At 62.3% G+C, this 17,577-nt stretch carries 17 protein-coding genes; 2 read left to right on the top strand and 15 right to left on the bottom strand.

Features of this window, described 5'->3' with window-relative positions:
* Positions 1-50: 50 nt before the first annotated feature.
* The 10 genes from ACJ8QF_RS00290 to ACJ8QF_RS00245 form a co-directional block, all read right to left on the bottom strand.
* Complete coding sequence (locus ACJ8QF_RS00290; RefSeq protein WP_004940471.1) at positions 51-824, bottom strand: IclR family transcriptional regulator; 774 nt, start codon at positions 822-824, stop codon at positions 51-53.
* Positions 825-1,077: 253 nt separating this feature from the next.
* On the bottom strand, positions 1,078-1,869 hold the full coding sequence (locus ACJ8QF_RS00285; RefSeq protein WP_265260934.1) for an energy transducer TonB: 792 nt from the start codon (positions 1,867-1,869) through the stop codon (positions 1,078-1,080).
* A gap of 2 nt (positions 1,870-1,871) precedes the next feature.
* Positions 1,872-3,203, bottom strand: coding sequence for an HlyD family type I secretion periplasmic adaptor subunit (locus ACJ8QF_RS00280; protein WP_049278676.1), 1,332 nt, complete (start codon positions 3,201-3,203; stop codon positions 1,872-1,874).
* Positions 3,200-4,978 (bottom strand): type I secretion system permease/ATPase, encoded by a 1,779-nt coding sequence (locus tag ACJ8QF_RS00275; RefSeq protein WP_280630884.1) that lies wholly within the window; start codon positions 4,976-4,978, stop codon positions 3,200-3,202. The genes ACJ8QF_RS00280 and ACJ8QF_RS00275 overlap by 4 nt, the downstream gene beginning before the upstream one ends.
* A 72-nt stretch (positions 4,979-5,050) precedes the next feature.
* Entirely contained in the window at positions 5,051-5,617 is a 567-nt protein-coding gene (locus ACJ8QF_RS00270; RefSeq protein WP_004940479.1) for a heme acquisition protein HasA, read from the bottom strand.
* A 78-nt stretch (positions 5,618-5,695) separates the two neighbouring features.
* Entirely contained in the window at positions 5,696-8,383 is a 2,688-nt protein-coding gene (locus ACJ8QF_RS00265) for a TonB-dependent hemoglobin/transferrin/lactoferrin family receptor (RefSeq protein ID WP_442537171.1), read from the bottom strand.
* A 156-nt stretch (positions 8,384-8,539) separates the two neighbouring features.
* On the bottom strand, positions 8,540-9,493 hold the full coding sequence (locus ACJ8QF_RS00260) for a FecR family protein (protein WP_442537170.1): 954 nt from the start codon (positions 9,491-9,493) through the stop codon (positions 8,540-8,542).
* A 76-nt stretch (positions 9,494-9,569) separates the two neighbouring features.
* Positions 9,570-10,070, bottom strand: coding sequence for an RNA polymerase sigma factor (locus ACJ8QF_RS00255; RefSeq protein WP_286093880.1), 501 nt, complete (start codon positions 10,068-10,070; stop codon positions 9,570-9,572).
* A 146-nt stretch (positions 10,071-10,216) separates the two neighbouring features.
* On the bottom strand, positions 10,217-10,417 hold the full coding sequence (locus tag ACJ8QF_RS00250) for a YaiA family protein (protein ID WP_004940491.1): 201 nt from the start codon (positions 10,415-10,417) through the stop codon (positions 10,217-10,219).
* A 47-nt stretch (positions 10,418-10,464) separates the two neighbouring features.
* Positions 10,465-10,869 carry a nuclear transport factor 2 family protein gene (locus ACJ8QF_RS00245; RefSeq protein ID WP_442537169.1) on the bottom strand — a complete coding sequence of 135 codons (405 nt, stop codon included), beginning with the start codon at positions 10,867-10,869 and terminating at the stop codon, positions 10,465-10,467.
* A 96-nt stretch (positions 10,870-10,965) separates the two neighbouring features.
* On the opposite strand from ACJ8QF_RS00245, the gene ACJ8QF_RS00240 reads away from it, so the two are divergent.
* Positions 10,966-11,709, top strand: coding sequence for a helix-turn-helix domain-containing protein (locus ACJ8QF_RS00240; RefSeq protein WP_048322315.1), 744 nt, complete (start codon positions 10,966-10,968; stop codon positions 11,707-11,709).
* Between the two features lie 36 nt (positions 11,710-11,745).
* Here ACJ8QF_RS00240 and aroL read toward each other — a convergent pair whose 3' ends face one another.
* The 4 genes from aroL to ACJ8QF_RS00220 form a co-directional block, all read right to left on the bottom strand.
* On the bottom strand, positions 11,746-12,270 hold the full coding sequence (aroL, locus tag ACJ8QF_RS00235) for a shikimate kinase AroL (RefSeq protein WP_154871267.1): 525 nt from the start codon (positions 12,268-12,270) through the stop codon (positions 11,746-11,748).
* 109 nt (positions 12,271-12,379) lie between these two features.
* A complete protein-coding gene (locus tag ACJ8QF_RS00230) occupies positions 12,380-12,898 on the bottom strand; it encodes a GNAT family N-acetyltransferase (RefSeq protein ID WP_286093878.1) in 519 nt (172 codons plus the stop codon).
* 53 nt (positions 12,899-12,951) lie between these two features.
* A complete protein-coding gene (locus ACJ8QF_RS00225; RefSeq protein ID WP_280630889.1) occupies positions 12,952-15,075 on the bottom strand; it encodes a TonB-dependent siderophore receptor in 2,124 nt (707 codons plus the stop codon).
* On the bottom strand, positions 15,068-16,183 hold the full coding sequence (locus tag ACJ8QF_RS00220) for an ABC transporter substrate-binding protein (protein ID WP_265260937.1): 1,116 nt from the start codon (positions 16,181-16,183) through the stop codon (positions 15,068-15,070). Before ACJ8QF_RS00220 ends, ACJ8QF_RS00225 begins: the two co-directional genes overlap by 8 nt.
* Positions 16,184-16,402: 219 nt before the next feature.
* On the opposite strand from ACJ8QF_RS00220, the gene ACJ8QF_RS00215 reads away from it, so the two are divergent.
* On the top strand, positions 16,403-16,864 hold the full coding sequence (locus tag ACJ8QF_RS00215) for a GNAT family N-acetyltransferase (protein ID WP_286093877.1): 462 nt from the start codon (positions 16,403-16,405) through the stop codon (positions 16,862-16,864).
* Here the strand turns inward: ACJ8QF_RS00215 and ACJ8QF_RS00210 are convergent, their stop codons facing one another.
* Positions 16,865-17,422 (bottom strand): class I SAM-dependent methyltransferase, encoded by a 558-nt coding sequence (locus ACJ8QF_RS00210; protein WP_004940516.1) that lies wholly within the window; start codon positions 17,420-17,422, stop codon positions 16,865-16,867.
* Positions 17,423-17,577: the final 155 nt, after the last annotated feature.

Genomic DNA, 17,577 nt, shown 5'->3' with positions numbered 1-17,577 from the left:
CCTGGTGTCGGCACTCGTTAATTATGATGGAATGCTACAGCTCTGACGCGTTATTTGATCTGCTGCCAATAATCATCGCCATATTTTTCCGCCAGTTGGCAGGTGACTGCGGTTAATTCGGCCAGAACTTCCGGTACGAACGGCTGTTCCTCACCCTGCGAAGGGAAGGACAGACACAGCCCCACCGTCTCGCTGCCGTGCTTGTTCACCAGCGCGGTCGCCAGCGAACTGATGCTGTTCAAAGTTTCATTGCGTGCCAACGACCATCCCTGGTGCCTCACCTGCTGCAACTTCTGCAACAGCGCATCCAGCGTTTGCGGCGCATTGGGCGAAGCCGCCCGGTAACCGCCGGCATAACGCGCTCGAACCTGCTCGTCGCTTTCACGCGCCAGTATCGCCCGGCCGACCGAGGTTTCCGCCGCCGGTGAACGGTAACCCGCCGGAGTGACCACCTGCAAAAAGTGGCGGCCGGGAAACATGCGCATCACCATGATCTCCTGCCCCTCCAATACCGAAAGGTAGCCGGTACACGCCGTCTGGCGGCACAGCTGCGCCATACTGGTCGCCAGGCTGTCCACCAGCGGCATCGACAGATAGTGGCTGGATACCGCCAGCAACAGCGCGCCGATGCGGTAACGCCGGCTATCGGGATCGCGCTCCAGCATGCCCTGATTTTCCATAGTCTGCAGCAGGCGCGACACCGTGCTTTTTGGCAGCGCCAATTGATCCACCACGTCGCTGAATGCTATACCCGGCTGACCATGCATCACGCGTTGTTGAGTAAAGAGTTTTAATACCGCAGCGGCATTTTCCAGCGTTGTCATGATCCACCTTGTTCCACTATATGGAACTCAGTTCCTATTTTATAATTAAAAACTAAAACCCGAATTCCACAGCGTCAAGCTGTTTATTTTTTATCAACAGAAAAATAAAAGGCATTCGTGCTTTTTAAATTAAAATATCGCGCAGAACGCCAACTTCGTCACGTTGATTAAAATAACGATACGCTTTGAAAATAATGAATAGCAGGACAAGCTGCTGAAAAATGGTTTTGTTCGGGGGATATCTCGTCGCGACTCAAAAACCCGCGCCGCGCAAACTGAAATCGATCGGCAGCGTCAATTCCACCGTGCCGTTGACGTAGGCGTCCGACGGCGGCGTGGGCAGCGGCGAAGCGCGTTTGACCAGCGCCTGGATTTCACGATCCAGCGACGGCAGCCCGGCGCTGCTGACCAGCGTCACCGCCAGCACGTGGCCCTGTCTGTCCAACGTGAAACGCACCTGCCCGACGCCCTGGCGCTTCAGCCGCAGTGCGTCTTTGGGGTAACGCTTAAAGCGATTCAGGCGGCCGCTGATGCGGCTGCGCCAGTTGTCCTCCCCCGCCTGAGCATAGGGCGTCAGGCGAGTTTGCGGCGCGGCCGTTTTATCCGCGCGGCCCGGCGGCGGTGCGCCGACGCTTTGTTCCTGAACCTTCGGCGGCGCGATGATTCTCTCGTGCGGCGGCGTGCGGGGCAGGTTGTTTTTCTTCACCGGCTTAGGTGGTTTTTTCTGTTTCAGCGGCACGGCGATGTTCGGCTGCGCGGCGTCAGGCGCTTTCACTAGCGGCAACGGCTCAGGCGGCACCGACGGTTCAGCCTGAGGCGGCGGCGTCCTTTGTCCCGGCGGTTGTTTCGCCTCGGCCGGGGCCTGCGGCGCGGCGGCCATCAGCACCATCACCGCCGGCGGCGGCACCCACGGCGGCTCGGCCTTGTCTCGCCAGGGCCAAAGCAGCGCGGCAACCAGCAGATGCAGCGCCAGCACCAACACCAGACAACGGCGCCAGGGCATGGCGGTGCCGGGTGCGGCGAAAGGCAGCGGCGAAACCGACATGCTCACTCTTCCGTCAGCGCCAAATGGAGGCGATCGGTCAGCGGTTTGAACAGATAGTTCATCATCGAACGCTCACCGGTGCGGATGAAGCCTTCGACCGGCATCCCCGGGCGGATCTCCAACCCGCTCAAGCGTTGCAATCCTTCTTCGCTGACCTTGGCGCGCACGCTGTAATAAGGCGCGCCGCTTTTTTCGTCGGTCAGGCGATCGGCCCCGACCAGCGTCACTTCGCCCTCGACGCGCGGCGTGGTACTTTGGTTGAACGCCGAGAACAACAGCTCGACCGGCAGTCCCACCTGCACCTTGTCGATCAGTTCGACCGGGATACGCGCCTCCACCTGCAGCCCCCGATCGCTGGGCACGATCTCCATCAGTTGCTGACCGGCGCCGATCACGCCGCCTTCGGTGAACACGCTCAACCCCACCACGGTGCCCGCCACCGGCGCTTTCACCTGCGTATGCCCCAGATCGGCCTCCGCCTTGGCCAGGCGGTTATCCAGCTCGTCCAGCTTCATCCGCACCTCGGCCAGCTGGCTGCTGACCTCTTTCTGATACTCTTCCCGCCGCTGGATCGCCCGCAGTTTCAGCTCCAGGATCTGGCGCCCCAGACGGCCGATATTGCCGCTGTCCTCGGATGCCTGGCCGTCGATCTGCGCATGCTGCCCCTCCAGATCCAGCAGCCGATTGCGCGCCACATACCCTTGAGCCGCCAGCTTGCGCATGCCGCCCAATTGCTCCTGCAGCATGGCCTTTTGCCGCTGTTTGCTGGCGTAAGACTGCCGAACCCCTTCCAACATCGCCTGCGATCCGGCGATGCTTTCCGCGATCGCCGCCAGCTCGCTCTGCAGCGCCGCACGGCGGCTGGTGAACAGCTGTTGCTGCAGCAGCATCAGCGACATCACCTCCGGCTCTTCTCGCCGCGCTTGCAGCGATGGCGGGAAAGCGATCGCTTGCAGACCGTCGCGCTCGGCTTGCAGCCGCGCCTGCTGCGCGGCGTTGCTCAACTGCTGGCTGCGCAGCGCATCGCGCTGGGTGCGGCTGTCGACGGTATCCATCAACAACAGCACTTGCCCGGCGCTGACCCGGTCGCCCTCATGCACCTGAATCTGCGACACCACGCCGCCGCTCGGGTGCTGCACCGCCTTGCGGTTGCCGGCCACCACCACGCTGCCGGAAACCGGCACGCCTTTGTCCAGCGGCGCCAACAGCCCCCACAGCAGGAAACCGCCAAACCCCAACAGCACCAGCCAGCCTCCCAGCCGCAGATAACGGCCTTCGTCGAACTGCCGGGAAAGGGCGTCGATATCGCCGGGGATCACACTCTGATTGCTCATACTTTTCGTTCACCGCTGGCCGTTTTGGCGAAGTTGGCGTAATTGACGTTGAAGCCGCCGTTGCTGCGCCCGGCATTGGCCGGTGCGGCGGCGGGCGCAAAACCAGGCAGTTTTTTCAGGATGGCGTCGCTGGGGCCGAAGTGCTGTATCTGGCCGGCGCTCAGCACCAGCAATTTGTCGGTGGTCGCCAGGATCGCCGGTTTGTGGGTCACCAACACGATGGTGGTGCCGCGCGCCTTCAGCGCTTCGATCGCCCGCTGCAGCGCCCCTTCCCCTTCGCGATCGAGGTTGGCGTTCGGTTCGTCCAGCACCACCAGCGCCGGAGATCCATACAGCGCGCGCGCCAGCGCCACCCGCTGACGTTGGCCGCCGGACAGGCCGCTGCCGCCTTCACCCAGCTCGGTCTCATAGCCTTTCGGTAAATGCAGGATCAGCTGATGCACGCCGGCCAGCGCCGCCGCGGCCACCACCTTCTCGGCGTCGACCTGCCCAAAGCGGGCGATGTTATCCGTCAGGGTACCGGCGAACAGCTGGATATCCTGCGGCAAGTAGCCGATATGCGGCCCGAGTTGTTGCTTGTCCCACTGCTGAATGTCTGCACCGTCCAGCCGCACGTCGCCGCTGAGCGGCGTCAGCGCGCCAACCAGTTGGCGCATCAGCAGGGTTTTGCCGGAGCCGGACGCGCCAATCACGCCCAGCACCTCGCCGGCCTCCAGGCGAAAACTGACGCCGTGCAACACAGGTGCCGTGCCGCCTGGCGCACTGGCGGTCAACTGATTCACGGCCAATGTACCGCCGGGTGCCGGCAGCGGCAGACTCGGTATTCGTGGCGGGTTAGCGGCCAGCATCACCTCCAGCCGCTGCAAGGACTGGCGCGCCGATGACCACTGCTTCCAGGCGCCGATCAGCTGATCGATCGGCCCCAGCAACCTGCCGATCAGGATCGATCCGGCGATCATCATGCCCGGCGTAATGTCGCCGTTGACCGCCAGCAGCGCGCCGCAGCCCAACATCAGCGACTGCAGCGCCAGCCGCACGGTTTTCGACCAGGCGGTGACCGCGGCGATTTTCTCGCTGGCGCGGTTCTGCAGCAGCAGGAACTGCTGATGCTGCCGCAGCCAGCGCAGGCGCAAGTCGGTCAACATGCCCATGGCGGCGATGGCTTCGGCATTGCGCAGGTTGCCGTTGGCCTGCTGCGTGGCGCTCAGCGCGACGCGGCCGGCCTCCGCCAGCGGCGCCTGCGACACCCGCTGGTTGAGCCAGGCCAGCAGCACCAGCACGATCACCCCGGCGCTGGCCAACGCGCCAAGCCAGGGGTGGAGCAGAAAAACCACCAGCAGATAAACCGGGAACCAGGGGGCATCGAAAAAGGCGAACAGCGCATTGCCGGTGGCGAACTGGCGCAGGTTGGTCAGATCGTTCAATGCCTGCCCCGCCAGCGGGTTGCCGGTTTTCAAATTGGTTTCGAAGGCGGCGTCATAGACTCGCTGATTGAGGCGCATATCCATCTGGGCGCCAAGGCGGATCACCACCTGGCTACGCACCCACTCCAGCAGGCCCATAAACAGGTAAAGGCCGACCACCATCAGGGTCAGCATCGCCAGCGTCATGCGGTTGCCCGACGGCAACACGCGATCGTAGACCTGCAGCATATACAGCGCCGGGGCCAGCATCAGCAGGTTGATCACTGCGGTAAACAGCGCAATGCCCCAAAATCCGCGCCGGTATGCGGCCAGCACGCTCATCACTTCTCCGCGCCTGACGGCGTTTTTCATGGCGTTTTCCATCGGCTAAAAACGAGAAAACGCCCGCCGGGGCACACGGCGCCGGCGGGCAAACGGCCGCGATCAGGCCGCCAGCAATTCCGGGCTGTCGGCGTGTTGCACGCCCACCGCCGTCGCCGCCGCCACCTGATCGAAAGTGGAGTTGACGCTCAGACCGTAGTCGTCGAGGATGCCGTTCAGCGCGGTTTCCAGCGCGCCGGTATCGCCGGACATCAGGCCGTACACCACCTGGTGCACCACGCCATCGTGGCCCTGCGCCTGCAGGCTGCTGAGATTCAGGCCGCCGAAGCTGACGTCAGGCACCTGGATGTTGTACGGCGTGGAGCCGCCGCCGTTCAGGCCGTCGCCGAACGACAGGGAATCCAGTTGACCGTACAGGGTGTGCGCCGGTGCGTTGAACAGGGTGTAGGTCAGGTTGCCGCCCGCCACGAACGAGGTGATGTTGTTGGCGGTGCTGGTCACGGCATATTGGCTGCCGGACAGGCTGCCGCCGTAGAAACCGCCGCTGTTGGAGTCGGTGACATTACCGTTGGTGTGGTTGATATCGCCAAACGACGACGCCCACTCGTTCAGATAGTTATGGATGCTGTAGCTGCCGAAACTGCTGTCATAATTGACTGAAAATGCCATTTCTCTATCTCCATTGATGAACGGCGCCCCTTGCGAGGCGACCTCTGTGCTCAACGATGAGCAACGCCCTTTTACTGCTTAAAAACGGTACTCCACCCCGCCCTGCACGCTGCGGCCGCGCCCCAGGGTATTGGCCAGCGTCTCGCCGTAGCTGACGACATAGGCGCGGTTGGTCAGGTTCTCCACCGAGCCGCGCAGCGTCAGGCTGTCGGTCAGTTTGTAGCTGGCGTACAGATCGAACAGGGTGTATTTCGGCCAGTCGGCCAGATACGGGTAGTTGGACGGCACCGAGCTGTCCTGATAGCCCGGCGCGAAGCGCACGGTCACCCCGGCGTCCAGCTTGCGATCGAAAGCGCGGCCGCCCAGCGTCACCGAGCCGCGATCGCCCGGCAGGTAAGCGGCGGTGCCGAACTGCGAGCCGCCGTCGCAGGACACGGCGTCATTCGCCGTCGGATCCTGCTCCGCGTAGAAATTGCCCGGCCGGGAGTTGGCGCCGTAACGCAGGCGATTGCCCAGCCAGGCGTTCCTGGAGCAAAACTCGTTTTTACCGATCATGTGGGTGTAGGTCAGGTCGGCGTAGAACACCCCGGCGTCATAGTTGAGCTGGTACTCCAGCCCGCGGAAACGGGTTTTAGACAGATTGTTGACGTAGGCGGCGTTGCCGATGCTCGGCTGCACCAGCCCCGGCTTGTCGCGGTTAATCGCCAGGTTGATGTAGTTATCCACTTTGGTGTCGAAATAGGCCACCTTGGCCACCAACCGATCGCCCTCAAACCACAGGTCAGGCTGCTGTACGTTGAACCCCACTTCCCAGGCACGCGAGCGCTCGGCCTGCAGGAACGGGTTGGGATATTGCGTAGAGGTGCTGTGCGCGCTGCCGTTGGTCAGCGTTTCAGTGATCGCCGGCGGCCGCCAGGATTTGCCGTAGGTGGTATACAGCTCCAGCCACTCCACGCCGGGGCGCACCGCCAGCGCCAGCGTCGGCGACAGCTTGCCCTGATCGCGATCGACGTTCCACTCCTGCTGCGTGGTCGTCGCCAGGCAGTTGCGCAGCCGCAGCTGTTTGCAGGGATTCTCCGCCGTATACGGGAAGTCGGCGTAGCTCAGACCGGTCTGGCCGCGCAGGCGATAGCGGTCGTAACGCAGCCCGCCTTCCAACGTCAGCCAGCCGTCGTAGTCATAGGTCAGATTGGCGAACAGGCTGGTTACCGAACGGTTGCCGGCCGGCGTCACCCCATCCATGCCTTGGCGGGAAGAGTCGCTGGTGGCTTTGTCGTAATAGAACTCCAGCCCGTAATTGGCGCGGAAGTCATGCCCCGGCGCCAGGCTGAAGCGCGAGGTGTTTTGCGCCTGTGCGCCATAGGTACGCAGACGGGTGCGCGTCGCGTAGCCGTTGTCCAGCAGCGAACTGGTGCTGTAGGTGTCGCTGTCATCCTGAGTATCGACGTAATACAGCTTGGCCTGAAAATCGAGCCAGTCGACGTCTTCCGGCGCCAGGCTGTAGTCGAACGCCGCGTTGCGCGCCATCACGTCGGTGTAGCCGGTGCGCTTCCAGCCCAGTTCGTAGGGCGGGCGAGTGCCCAGGTTAGTCAAGGTGCCGGCGATCGGCGATGCGGTCTGGGTCTGCAGATAACTCAGCTGCAGGCGCTGGTTGGCGGGCAGATTCCAGCCCACCTTGGCCAGCCGCGAGTGCATGCGGTAATGGGTGTCGGGGATTTTGTTGTTCTTGATGCTCTCGGCGTAGCGATCGTAATTGCCGGTGTCGTTATTGATGCGAATGTTGCCGATGTCGCCCTTATTGCCGGGCCAATAGTCGCCGAGGTGGCGTTCGCTGGCGGCCAGCAGGATATCGCCGGTTTCGTTGCCCAATGCCAGTATACCGCTGCCGATGAAGTGGGTGCCGTTATCGCCGGTGCTGGCGTGCAGCTTGCCGCCCAGCTCTTTGCCCGGCGCCAGGAAATCGCTCGCGCTGACGGTATTGAAGGTGGCGATGCCGCCGAGCGTGCCGGCGCTGCCCATACCGCCGCTGGTGCCCTTGTCGATGGTCACGCCGGACAGCAGTTCAGAATCGATGTACATGGTGCCGTTACGCTGGCCATGGCCGCTCTTTTGAAAATTCTGCCGCATGCCGTCGATGTTCATGTTCACCCGGCCATAGTCTTGTATGCCGCGGATGTTGACCGACAGCGCCGGATCTTGCTGACTGACGCTGGAATAGGCCCCCGTGGTCTGTTCCAGAATATCGGCCGCGTGCCGCGCCGGGCGGTTGTCCATCTGTTCGCGGCTAATGACGCTGACCGAGCGCGGTTCGTCGTAAACCCAATCGTTGGCGTTGATGCCGCCGGCGCCCAGCACCGTCAGGCTGTCCAGCGCCAGCGCGCCGCCCTCTCCGTTCGCCGTCGGCAGCCGGCTCAATACGATCTGCCCCTGCGGCTGCAGGCGGAAAGCCACCGGATTGCCGCCGATCAAGCGCCTCAGGCCCTGTTCAACGCTCATGCTACCGTTCAGCGCCGCCGCCTGCATGCCGTCGAGTTTCACCTCGTCGAAAAACACCTGCATGCCGGCCTGCTCGGCGAAGCGCAACATGGCGCTCTGCAGCGGCTGCGCCGCAATGTTGAAATGCTTTTGCTGTGCGGCCTGCGCACCGTTCGCCTCAGCCTGGACGGCGAGCGCCACAGCCGGCTGAATCAACATCATCGCCGCCAGCGCGGCGCGTACCGCCGTGGCCAAGCGGCCGGCCGGCGTGGTTCCCTTGTGAATAAGCATGCGTGTGTGTTCCACCCGAAAGAATGTCAAACCAAGTGATAATGGAAATCAATCTCGTTTAAACATAAGGACGTTCCGGGAGGCAAAAACCCGTAAAGATTTTTTACAGAAAGTGAAAATAGCGGCGAAACGGGCATCCCGGCCCGCCTGCACCGCTCAGTAAAGCAGCGTGATGCCGGGGAGATTCAGCTGGCGGGCGGAGAGTTCCTGACGAATGGCGCCGACGCCGTCGTCGAGTTTATTGAGCGCGAACACGCCGCTGACCGTACGCGATCTGAGTTCGGGATTGATCGCTACGATGCGGGTCTCGCGATAGCGGTTGAGCTGCGCGAGCGCCTGCGTCAGCGGTTGGCGGTCGATCACCAGCCAGCCGCGCCGCCAGGCGTCATCACCGGCCGTTTGCCGCGTCAGCTGCAGCTGCCCGTTGCGGTAATGCGCCGCCTGGCGTTGCGCGACCACCAGCGAACGCTCACCGCGCTCAAGCGTTACCCGCACGCTGTGCTGATGCACGCTGACGTCGACGCCCTGCTCGGTGCGCGCCACGCTGAACTCGGTGCCCAGTGCCTGGGTGACGCCGTTTTCCGCCTCCACCCTGAACGGGCGACTTTCCGGCCCGCCCAACGGCGCGACGACAAAATAGGCGGCGCCGCTAAGCAGCCGCACCTTGCGTTCGCCTGCGGAATACGCCAGTGCGATCGCGCTGCCGCTGTCCAGAGCCACCCGGCTGCCGTCCGGCAACGTGACTTCGCGCACCTCGCCGCGAACGGTTTGATAATCCGCCTGCATGCCGATCCATATATCCGGCCCGCGATAAACGCCGAAGGAAACTGCGATCGCCACCGCCACCGCCACCGCCCAGCGGGGCCACCTGCGATGGGATGACGTTTTCAGCGTCGCCACCTGCGGTTGTAACGCCCGCCGCTGCTCAGGCGGCAGCTGTCCCAGCGTCGTCCACAGCAGGCGAGCCTGACGCAGCGCCGCCGGATGCTGCGGATCATCGGCCAGCCAGGCCTCCAACGCTCGCCGCTGGTCGGCGGCCAGCGCCCCTTCGGCCAGGCGCACGGCCCAGGCGGCCGCCTGTTGCCGCGACTGCGCGGTTAGCGGATTCATGATGGCATAGACCCCTGTTTTTTCTGGTTATAGGTTAAGACGTCTGAAGGCGGATAAACCCGTAAAAAAATTGTCATTATTGATCGTCCATCAACGTCATCAGCCGCTCCAGCGCGCTGGCCAGATGCTTCTCCACCGTACTGAGCGATACGCTCAGTTGAGCCGCCACCTGCGCCTGGGTCAGCCCGTCGAGCCGGTTAAGGCGGAAAATCTGCTGCGTGCGCGGCGGCATGTCCGCCAGCGCCTGCTGCAACAGCTGCAGCAATTGGCTATCGATCGCCAGTTGTTCAAGCGCCGGTTCACCGGAGGGATACTGCGCCAGAATGTCGTCTTCGATCGCTTCGGTCTGCCGCCGCTGCTGCTGGCGCAGATGGTCGAACATCAGGTTTTTGGCGGTTTTATACAGGTAGGCTTCGATATCGAGAATGTTACCCTGCGGATATTGCTCGGTAAGGCGGGTAAAACTTTCCTGCGCCAAATCCGCGGCCAGCTGAGGGTCGCGCAGTTTGGCGTTCAAATAGGCTTGCAGCGGCCGCATATGGCGCAGAAACAGCGCCTGCAACTCGGAATTGGACATCTCTTTTCCCAGAAGTGAAACACCCAATAGGGGCGATAAAAATCACATAAATGATTATCATTATCAATATTGTTCTGGGAAATATGTGCTAACGCGGGGGGATAAACAGGAAACCGGCCTGACGCCGGTTTCCGCTGGGCTGCAGGTCAGAGCTCTAACGCCTCGTCTTCATAGCGATGCTTGGCGTCGAGCGCTTCCTGCTCGGTTTCATGTTCACTGAGCAGCGTATTCGGCTCAATGTCGTCGGTGCGCACTTCAAAACGGCGCAGATGCAGGTTCGGGTCCCCCCGAAACACCTCTACGACGCGGGCACTCCGTGGATAAGCAGGTTGATCATTTTCGCGCATGCCGTTCTCCCGTGTGTTTCACACAGTAGCAAGTATAGCAGCCGCCCTCATTCCGACACGCGCGAGCCAAGATCGCGATCGCCGGGAGCGCCCGCCAACAGCTCGGTCAGTTCTTCGCAGGCGCAAATGCGGCCTTCACGCACGGTGAAGTGCGCCAGCACCCGCACGCGGCTGCAGGTACCGTCGCGCTTTTCCACCTCGACCAGATGGTGAGTCAGCACCGCCTCGCCCTGCTCCGCCGCCGCGATGATGCTCAGCGTCATGCGGCGGGTTTGCCGCTTCAGCAGCGCCATATGCTGCTCAAACTGCTCGAAGTGCAGCACCTTGCCATCCACCTGCTGGCGGTAGTCTGCGCTGAAGCGGGCGGTGAGCTGGGCCGGCCGATGCTCCGGGTTGGCGACGATCTGCTGCAGCGTATCGAGCACCAGATTCAGCGGGGTAAGTTGAGTCATCACATTTCTCCGAAATAGGGTGAACGGCGATCCTATCCCGGCCAGGCGATGGCATAATAACCACATCAAGACTTTCAATAACGTTAAACGGCCAACATGACGCAGATCCGCAGCCAACGCCTTCAGCATGAAAAAAAGCACCTGACGCCCTGGCACCGGCACGAAGGCGGCCAGATCTATCTCTTGACGCGCGGCATGCTGGCAATGGAACTCCCGGGCCGGCAATGGGCGATCACCGGCGGCACGCTGGGCTGGCTGCCGCCGGGATGCGCCCATCAGGCGCTGGCCTGTGGCGACGTGGCGGGCTGGAGCCTGTATCTGCCGATGGAAAGCGTGCCGGAGATGCCGCCGCTGCCGCAGCTGTTCACGGCCTCTGCGTTGTTGCAGGCCCTGGTGGAGCGCATCGCGCAGTTCCCCGCCGGCCCGCTGAGTGCGCCGCAACGGCGGCTGCTGCAGGTGCTGCTGGACGAAATGCACGCGGCAAGCCGCGCGCCGTTGCAATTGCCGCTGCCGCAGGACGCCCGGTTGCTGAACATCGCCCGGGCGCTGCTGAACGATCCCGCCAGCCCGCGCAGCCAGCGCGACTGGGCCATCTGGGCCGGGCTCAGCCCGCGCACCCTGAGCCGCCGTTTTCTGCAGGAAACCGGCATCAGCTTCGCGCTGTGGCGCCAGCAGGCGCGGGTATTGCGTTCACTGGAGGGGTTATCACGCGGCAAAGCGGTTGGCGAGGTGGCCGACGCCTGCGGCTATGATAACGTCAGCGCCTACATCGCCGCCTTTCGCCGCCGCTTCGGCGTCACGCCCGGGGCCTACTTTGCGGCCGTTCGGCAAACGGAATAGAAAAACGGGCGCACAGCGCCCGAAGAGAAGAAAAGGTTATTTCACCGTCTCACGCGGCAGCACCGCGAGGATTTGTTCCACCACCCGCTGCGGATCGGCGGCGCCGTCCATCACGTAATGTGCGGCATCCTGATACAGCGCTTCCCGCGCGGCCAGCACCTCGCGCATCTCTTCGGCGATCGGCCTGCCGGTGAGCGTCGGGCGCTGCGCATCTTCCGGGTACTCTTCCAACCGCTGCGCCAACACGCTGGCCGGCGCGCGCAGGTAGATAACGGTGCCATGCTGGCGCATAAACTGACGATTCTCTTCCGCCAGGATCGCGCCGCCGCCGGTGGCAACTATAGTTGACGGCTTAGTCACGGTTTGCAACGCGACGGTCTCACGGCGGCGGAACCCCATCCAGCCCTCGCGCTCGACCATTTCCGCCACGCTCATCTGCGCCGCCTGCTGCATAAACAGATCGGTATCGACGAATTGATAGCCCAACGCCAGCGCCAATGCGCGGCCTACCGTGGTCTTTCCGGCTCCGCGAGCGCCTATCATGAACAGGGTTTGTGTCATTACGGGTTGTCCCTTATGCGGTGACTTGAGTGCATTGCATACCAAAATGCCGAGCGGGTACGATGGCGTGGTGGCAGCATCATACCCTGCCCGCTCTGTATTTCAATATTTACGATAGTGTAAATTCCATGGCACAGCGACTGCCGACGGCAAAGCCGTGCGCCAGATCCTCATCCAGATGCCGCCGCAAGGCGGCCGTGAGCTGCGCGCCCTCAAGCGGCCGGAATCCCAGCCGCCGGTAGTAAGGCGCATTCCACGGCACCTCAATGAAGGTGGTGAGCGTCAGGCGGCCGACCCCCTGCCGTTTGGCTTCTTCCGCCACCGCGCCGATCAGGCGGCGGCCGACGCCCTGCCGCTGCCAGGTGCCGGCGACCGACAATTCGGCGATGTGCCAGTCTTCCCCCTGAGCCAGCACGGCGATGAAACCGGCGCACTCGCCGTTGTCGCTTTCCGCCAGCCATTCACGGCGCTCGGCGATAAACGCGGCATGCTGCTGCGGGGCCATCACCTCGCCTTCGGCAATAAAGCGCCATTCCGGCTGTTGGCGAAACAACTGCGCCGCCGAGCGTTCAACCGCCATCAGATGCGCGATATCCCGCTGCTGCGCCAAACGAATCTGCAGGCTCATGGGTTCTCCTTAACGTTGGGGCGGTTATTTAAGCAAATTTCACCGCCCGTGGCTTAGAAATCGACACTGCCGCGCAGCACCACCTCACGCGGTTCCCCCACCGCCACGCGCAAATTGCCGCCGCTGGACGGGTAGTAGGTTTTATCGAACAGGTTCTTCACGTTCAGTTGCCATTTCACCCGATAGCCGTTGATCGGCATGGTGTAAGCGGCGAACGCATCGGCAACGGTGTAGTTATCCAGGTAGAAACTGTTGGCAGCGTCACCCGGACGGCGCCCTACGTAGCGCGCACCGGCGCCAATACGCACCTCATCGCCGCTGTAGAGACCCGGGCTGCCCAGGTTCTGGGTCAGGAACAGCGAGGCGGTGTGGCGCGCCACGTTGGTCATCTCTTTGCCCTTGTTGTCCGGATCGTCCACCACCCGTGCGTCGGTATACGCATAGGAACCGATCAGGCTCAGCGAGTCGGTGAGATTACCGGCCACGTCCAGCTCCACGCCCTGCGAACGAACGCGCCCGGCGGTGCGCGTCACGGTTTCGCCCTCCACCAGCTCACTGACCATGACGTTGCGCTTGGTGATGTCGAACAGCGCCAACGTGCCGGTAACACCGTTCGGCAGCGCCAGCTTGCCGCCGACTTCCCACGACTTGCCCTGCTCCGGCGGCAGCGAATCAATCTGGGTGGCGATGGAAGAGTTCGGCTTGAACGACTCGGTATAGCTGCTGTACAGCGATACGTAAGGCGTCAGCTTGTAGACCACCCCGGCGCGCGGCACCAGCTTGCCGTCCGAGCTGTCGGTATTGGTCTGGAACGGCCGCCCCTTGCCGGCATAGACGTCGAAAGCGTCGTAGCGCAGCCCGCCCATCACCAGCCATTTATCGGTCAGTTGGATGGAATCCTGCATAAACCAGCCGTAGCTGGTGAGATTTTCCCGCTGGTCGCTGTCTTTGGCGCTGACCGCGGTCGACGGTGGCATCAGGCCGTATACCGGATGATAAATATTGAAATCGCTGTTCTTTTTACCGCGGATCATGTCGCCGCGGTAGGTACGGTTATCTTCAAAATCAAAGCCGAACAGCATCTGGTGATTGATGCTGCCCCAGTCCACGTCACCATTGAGCGTCAGCTGCACCGCGTTGGCGTGGCTGACGGCATGGGCGGTCGAGTCGGCCTGGCGGCTCAATGCGCCGCTCTCCGGGTCCAGCGCCGTGGCGCGCGCCTGGTTGTCGCTGTAGCTGTTGCGGCTGTAGGCGTAGGTCAGCGAGCTTTTCCAGCGCTCATTGAGCGTTTGATCGATCTGCAGAGTGACGCTGTCCTGATCGCCGCGGGTGGCGTTATAAGCCTCGTCGAAACGGCGATCGCGCGGCGTATTCACCGGTTTGCCGGTGCGCGAATCGATAATGGTGCCGCGATCGAACGGCACCAGATATTCCATATGTTCATAGGCCAACCGCACGGTGGTGTTCTCGCCGTACCACATCAGCGAGGGCGCGATCACCGTCTGGCGATTACGGCCAAAGTTGCGCCAGTAATCGGTTTCATCGTGATCGACGATCATCCGATAGGCAAACCCCGACGTGCCGAGCGGCCCGGTAACGTCGAGCTGGCCACCGCCGCCGTTGAAACTGCTGCCCCAGCCTTCCACGTGGGTATGCTGCTGCAGCTGGGGTTTTTTGGTGATCATGTTGATCATCCCGCCCGGCTCGCCCATGCCGTACAGCATCGAGGCCGGCCCCTTGAGCACCTCCACCCGCTCGGTGGTCGGCGTAAAGTTGCGCGCCTGCACCGAGCGCACGCCGTCGCGCAGAATGGAGCCGTCGCGGTTGTCGCCGAAGCCGCGTTTCATTACCGCGTCCTGGGTGCCCCCCAGCGTGTTGGCCTGGGTTATGCCGCTGACGTTGTACAGCGCTTCGTCCAGGCTGCTGACCGCCTGATCGGTAATCACCTGTTGCGGCACCACGTCGATCGCCTGCGGCACGTTCAGCAGGTTGGTTTCGCTGCGGGTGCCGGTAACGCTGGTCAACGGCTGATAGCTCTGCACGCCGTCGGCGTCTTTGCGGCCGACCACCACCAGGCTCTCTTCCTGCGGCGCGGCTTTTTCCGCCGCCCACGCCGGCGATGTCGCGCAGGCTGCCAAAGGCAATGCGCACCACCAGCCGCGCTTGTTGTTATTCATTATCTAACTGACTCCAATAGGTCCCTGAAAAAGGTAACGGCAAAAACTGCTGATACAGCTGTTGGAAGGTCTGCTGCGGGTTGATGTCGGCGAACAGATCCGGGTAAAACGCTTTGGCGAACATCTCGACCAGCACCACGTGGTACGGGCTGAGGTAAAAGTTGTGCCAGACGCTCCAGGCGCGGTGGTTTTTCACCGCCTGCAGGCTGGCCAGCATCGGCTGTTTGGCGATCAGTTGGCGGAAGCTGTCGGCGGCCTCCTGTAGGCTGACCTGCGGCCCGAGGCGCAGATCGGACAGCCGTTTGCCCTGCGGCCCGGCCATGCCGGTGGCGAGGTACACGTCGGGATTGGTGCTCAGAATGGTTTCCGGGTTCAGCTCGCCATACACCCCTTTGACGCTGGCGTTGGCGATGTTGTCGCCGCCGGCGAAGGTCAGCAGATCGCCGAGGTTGCCGTGCGCGGCGGTGGTGCAACAGGTGTCGCGCCGCCCCAGATGCAGGTGCAGCATCACCTTGGGCTTCGGCCCCTGATAGCCCGCCAGCCGTTGCCGGATCACCGTCATATGCTGCTGATAAAACGCGATGAACTGCTCGGCGCGTTGCTGGCGATTGAGCACTTCGCCCAGCAGCCGCACGCTCGGCACGGTGTTGTTCAGCAGATCGATGCGCAGATCGACGTAGATCACCGCCACGCCGGCCTTGCTTAGTGCGGAAACCAGCAGATCGTTGTCGCCGTCTTCACGCGCGTAGCGCGCCAAAATCACCAGATCCGGCTTCAGCTGCAGCAGGCTTTCGATGTTGACCTGGCGAAAGTTATTGCCGCTGATGACGGGGATCTGGGCTATCTGTGGAAACTTCTGCGTATACAGCTGCCAGCTTTGCGCATCAAAGCGCGCCAGATCCGCCGGCCAGCCGACGATGCGCTGCGCCGGGTTGCCCGGCTCCAGCAGCGCCAGCGTATACAGCATGCGGCTCTCCCCCACTACGATGCGCTGCGGGTTGTCCGGCACCGCGACCTGGCGGCCGGTGATGTCGGTTACCGTCTTCGCCTGGGCGGAGAACATGCCGAACCACAGGGAAAGCAGCAGTAAAATGAGGGAATTGCGCATGATTGAGCCGAAACGGGGGAAATAGTGTGCGCATGATAATCACTCTCATTAGCACTTGCAATCCCATGCCGCGATTGCCAAAAGAAATCCGGGAAACGGTGCCGGGCATGCGGTGAAACACCGTGAAACCGCTAAAATAGCGGCTTTAAAAAGTTAAAAAAATGGCGGAAAAATCGGTTAAATAGGAGGGGAAAACAGCAAAAAAACCTGGAGACCGCCATGACTCAACGCATCATTCCGCTGTCGGAGTGCCCGCAGTTTGCCGATGTGTGCGCCGCCTGGGCTTTCGGGCAATGGGGTTCACAGCGCGGCGGTTCGCTGGCGCGCACCCAGCTGCGTTTCGCCCAATGCAGCCGGTCAAGCGACGATCACCTGACGCTGATGATGATCGACGGCGATCGTCCGGTCGGCATGGCCAGCCTGTGGCCCAGCGACGATCACCAGCGCCAGGATCTCACTCCGTGGCTGGCCGGCGTCTTCGTGCATCCCGATCACCGCCGCAAGGGCATCGCCCACCGTCTTGAAATGGCCATCGTCGAGGCGGCGCGGCAACGCCATCACTCGGTTCTGCATCTCATCACCGACAAGTCGGAAGCGCTGTACGCCGGCTGGGGTTGGCATCCTGTGGAACGCCGGCGGCAACATGACGAAGAGGTGGTGGTGATGGAGAAAAAACTGTAGCTAACGCGGCGTACAGACATACACCAGCGCCGGCGGGAAGTTGCGCACTACCCGCAGGCGCTTCCAGTGAAAATAGCGCGATAGCAATTTTTCCGACAGGTGGCTGTATTGAAACAACACCAGCGTGCCGTTGCGCGCCAGCAGCCGCTGCCGGGCCTGCTGAAGAATGCGCACGCTGATCCTGACCGGGATCGACAGCAGCGGCAGGCAGGAAAACACCACGTCGTAATCCGTGGCCATCCGGGTCGCAGAGTGGCCCATCACCTGCAGCCGCCGATCGTCTATCCCGCGCAGCCGATGCACGAAATGGGGTTGGATTTCGAAAGCCTCCAGCGCCGCATCGGCGCGCATCCGCCCCAGAATGCGTTTGGTCAACACCCCGTCGGCCGCGCCCAGTTCCGCGATCGACAGCGCCCGGGTCCATTCAATCTGGTTCAGCATCGCCTGACACAGCCACGGGGAAGAAGGTGCCAGCGTACCGACGGTGCGCGGTGAAGCCATAAATTGCTGCAGGTAAGCGAAGTGATTCATCAGTTGCAGCCGGGTCGCATTTAACATTGAGGCCTCCTTGGGTTAAGCCCTCAATGTGAGCCGAATTTCTTAAGTAATCATTAACATGATTCCGAAAGCGGCAGACACAGTTGTAATAAAATGCAACCTCATCATCGGCGCGCAAAGAAAAACGGCCGTAATAATGACCTGAGAATAAGTCG

It is taken from the genome of Serratia sp. CY81684, from assembly GCF_052166595.1.
Taxonomy (GTDB): domain Bacteria; phylum Pseudomonadota; class Gammaproteobacteria; order Enterobacterales; family Enterobacteriaceae; genus Serratia; species Serratia nematodiphila.
The sequence above is the reverse complement of the archived record's forward strand: the minus strand, read 5'-3'. Positions and strand labels throughout refer to the sequence as shown.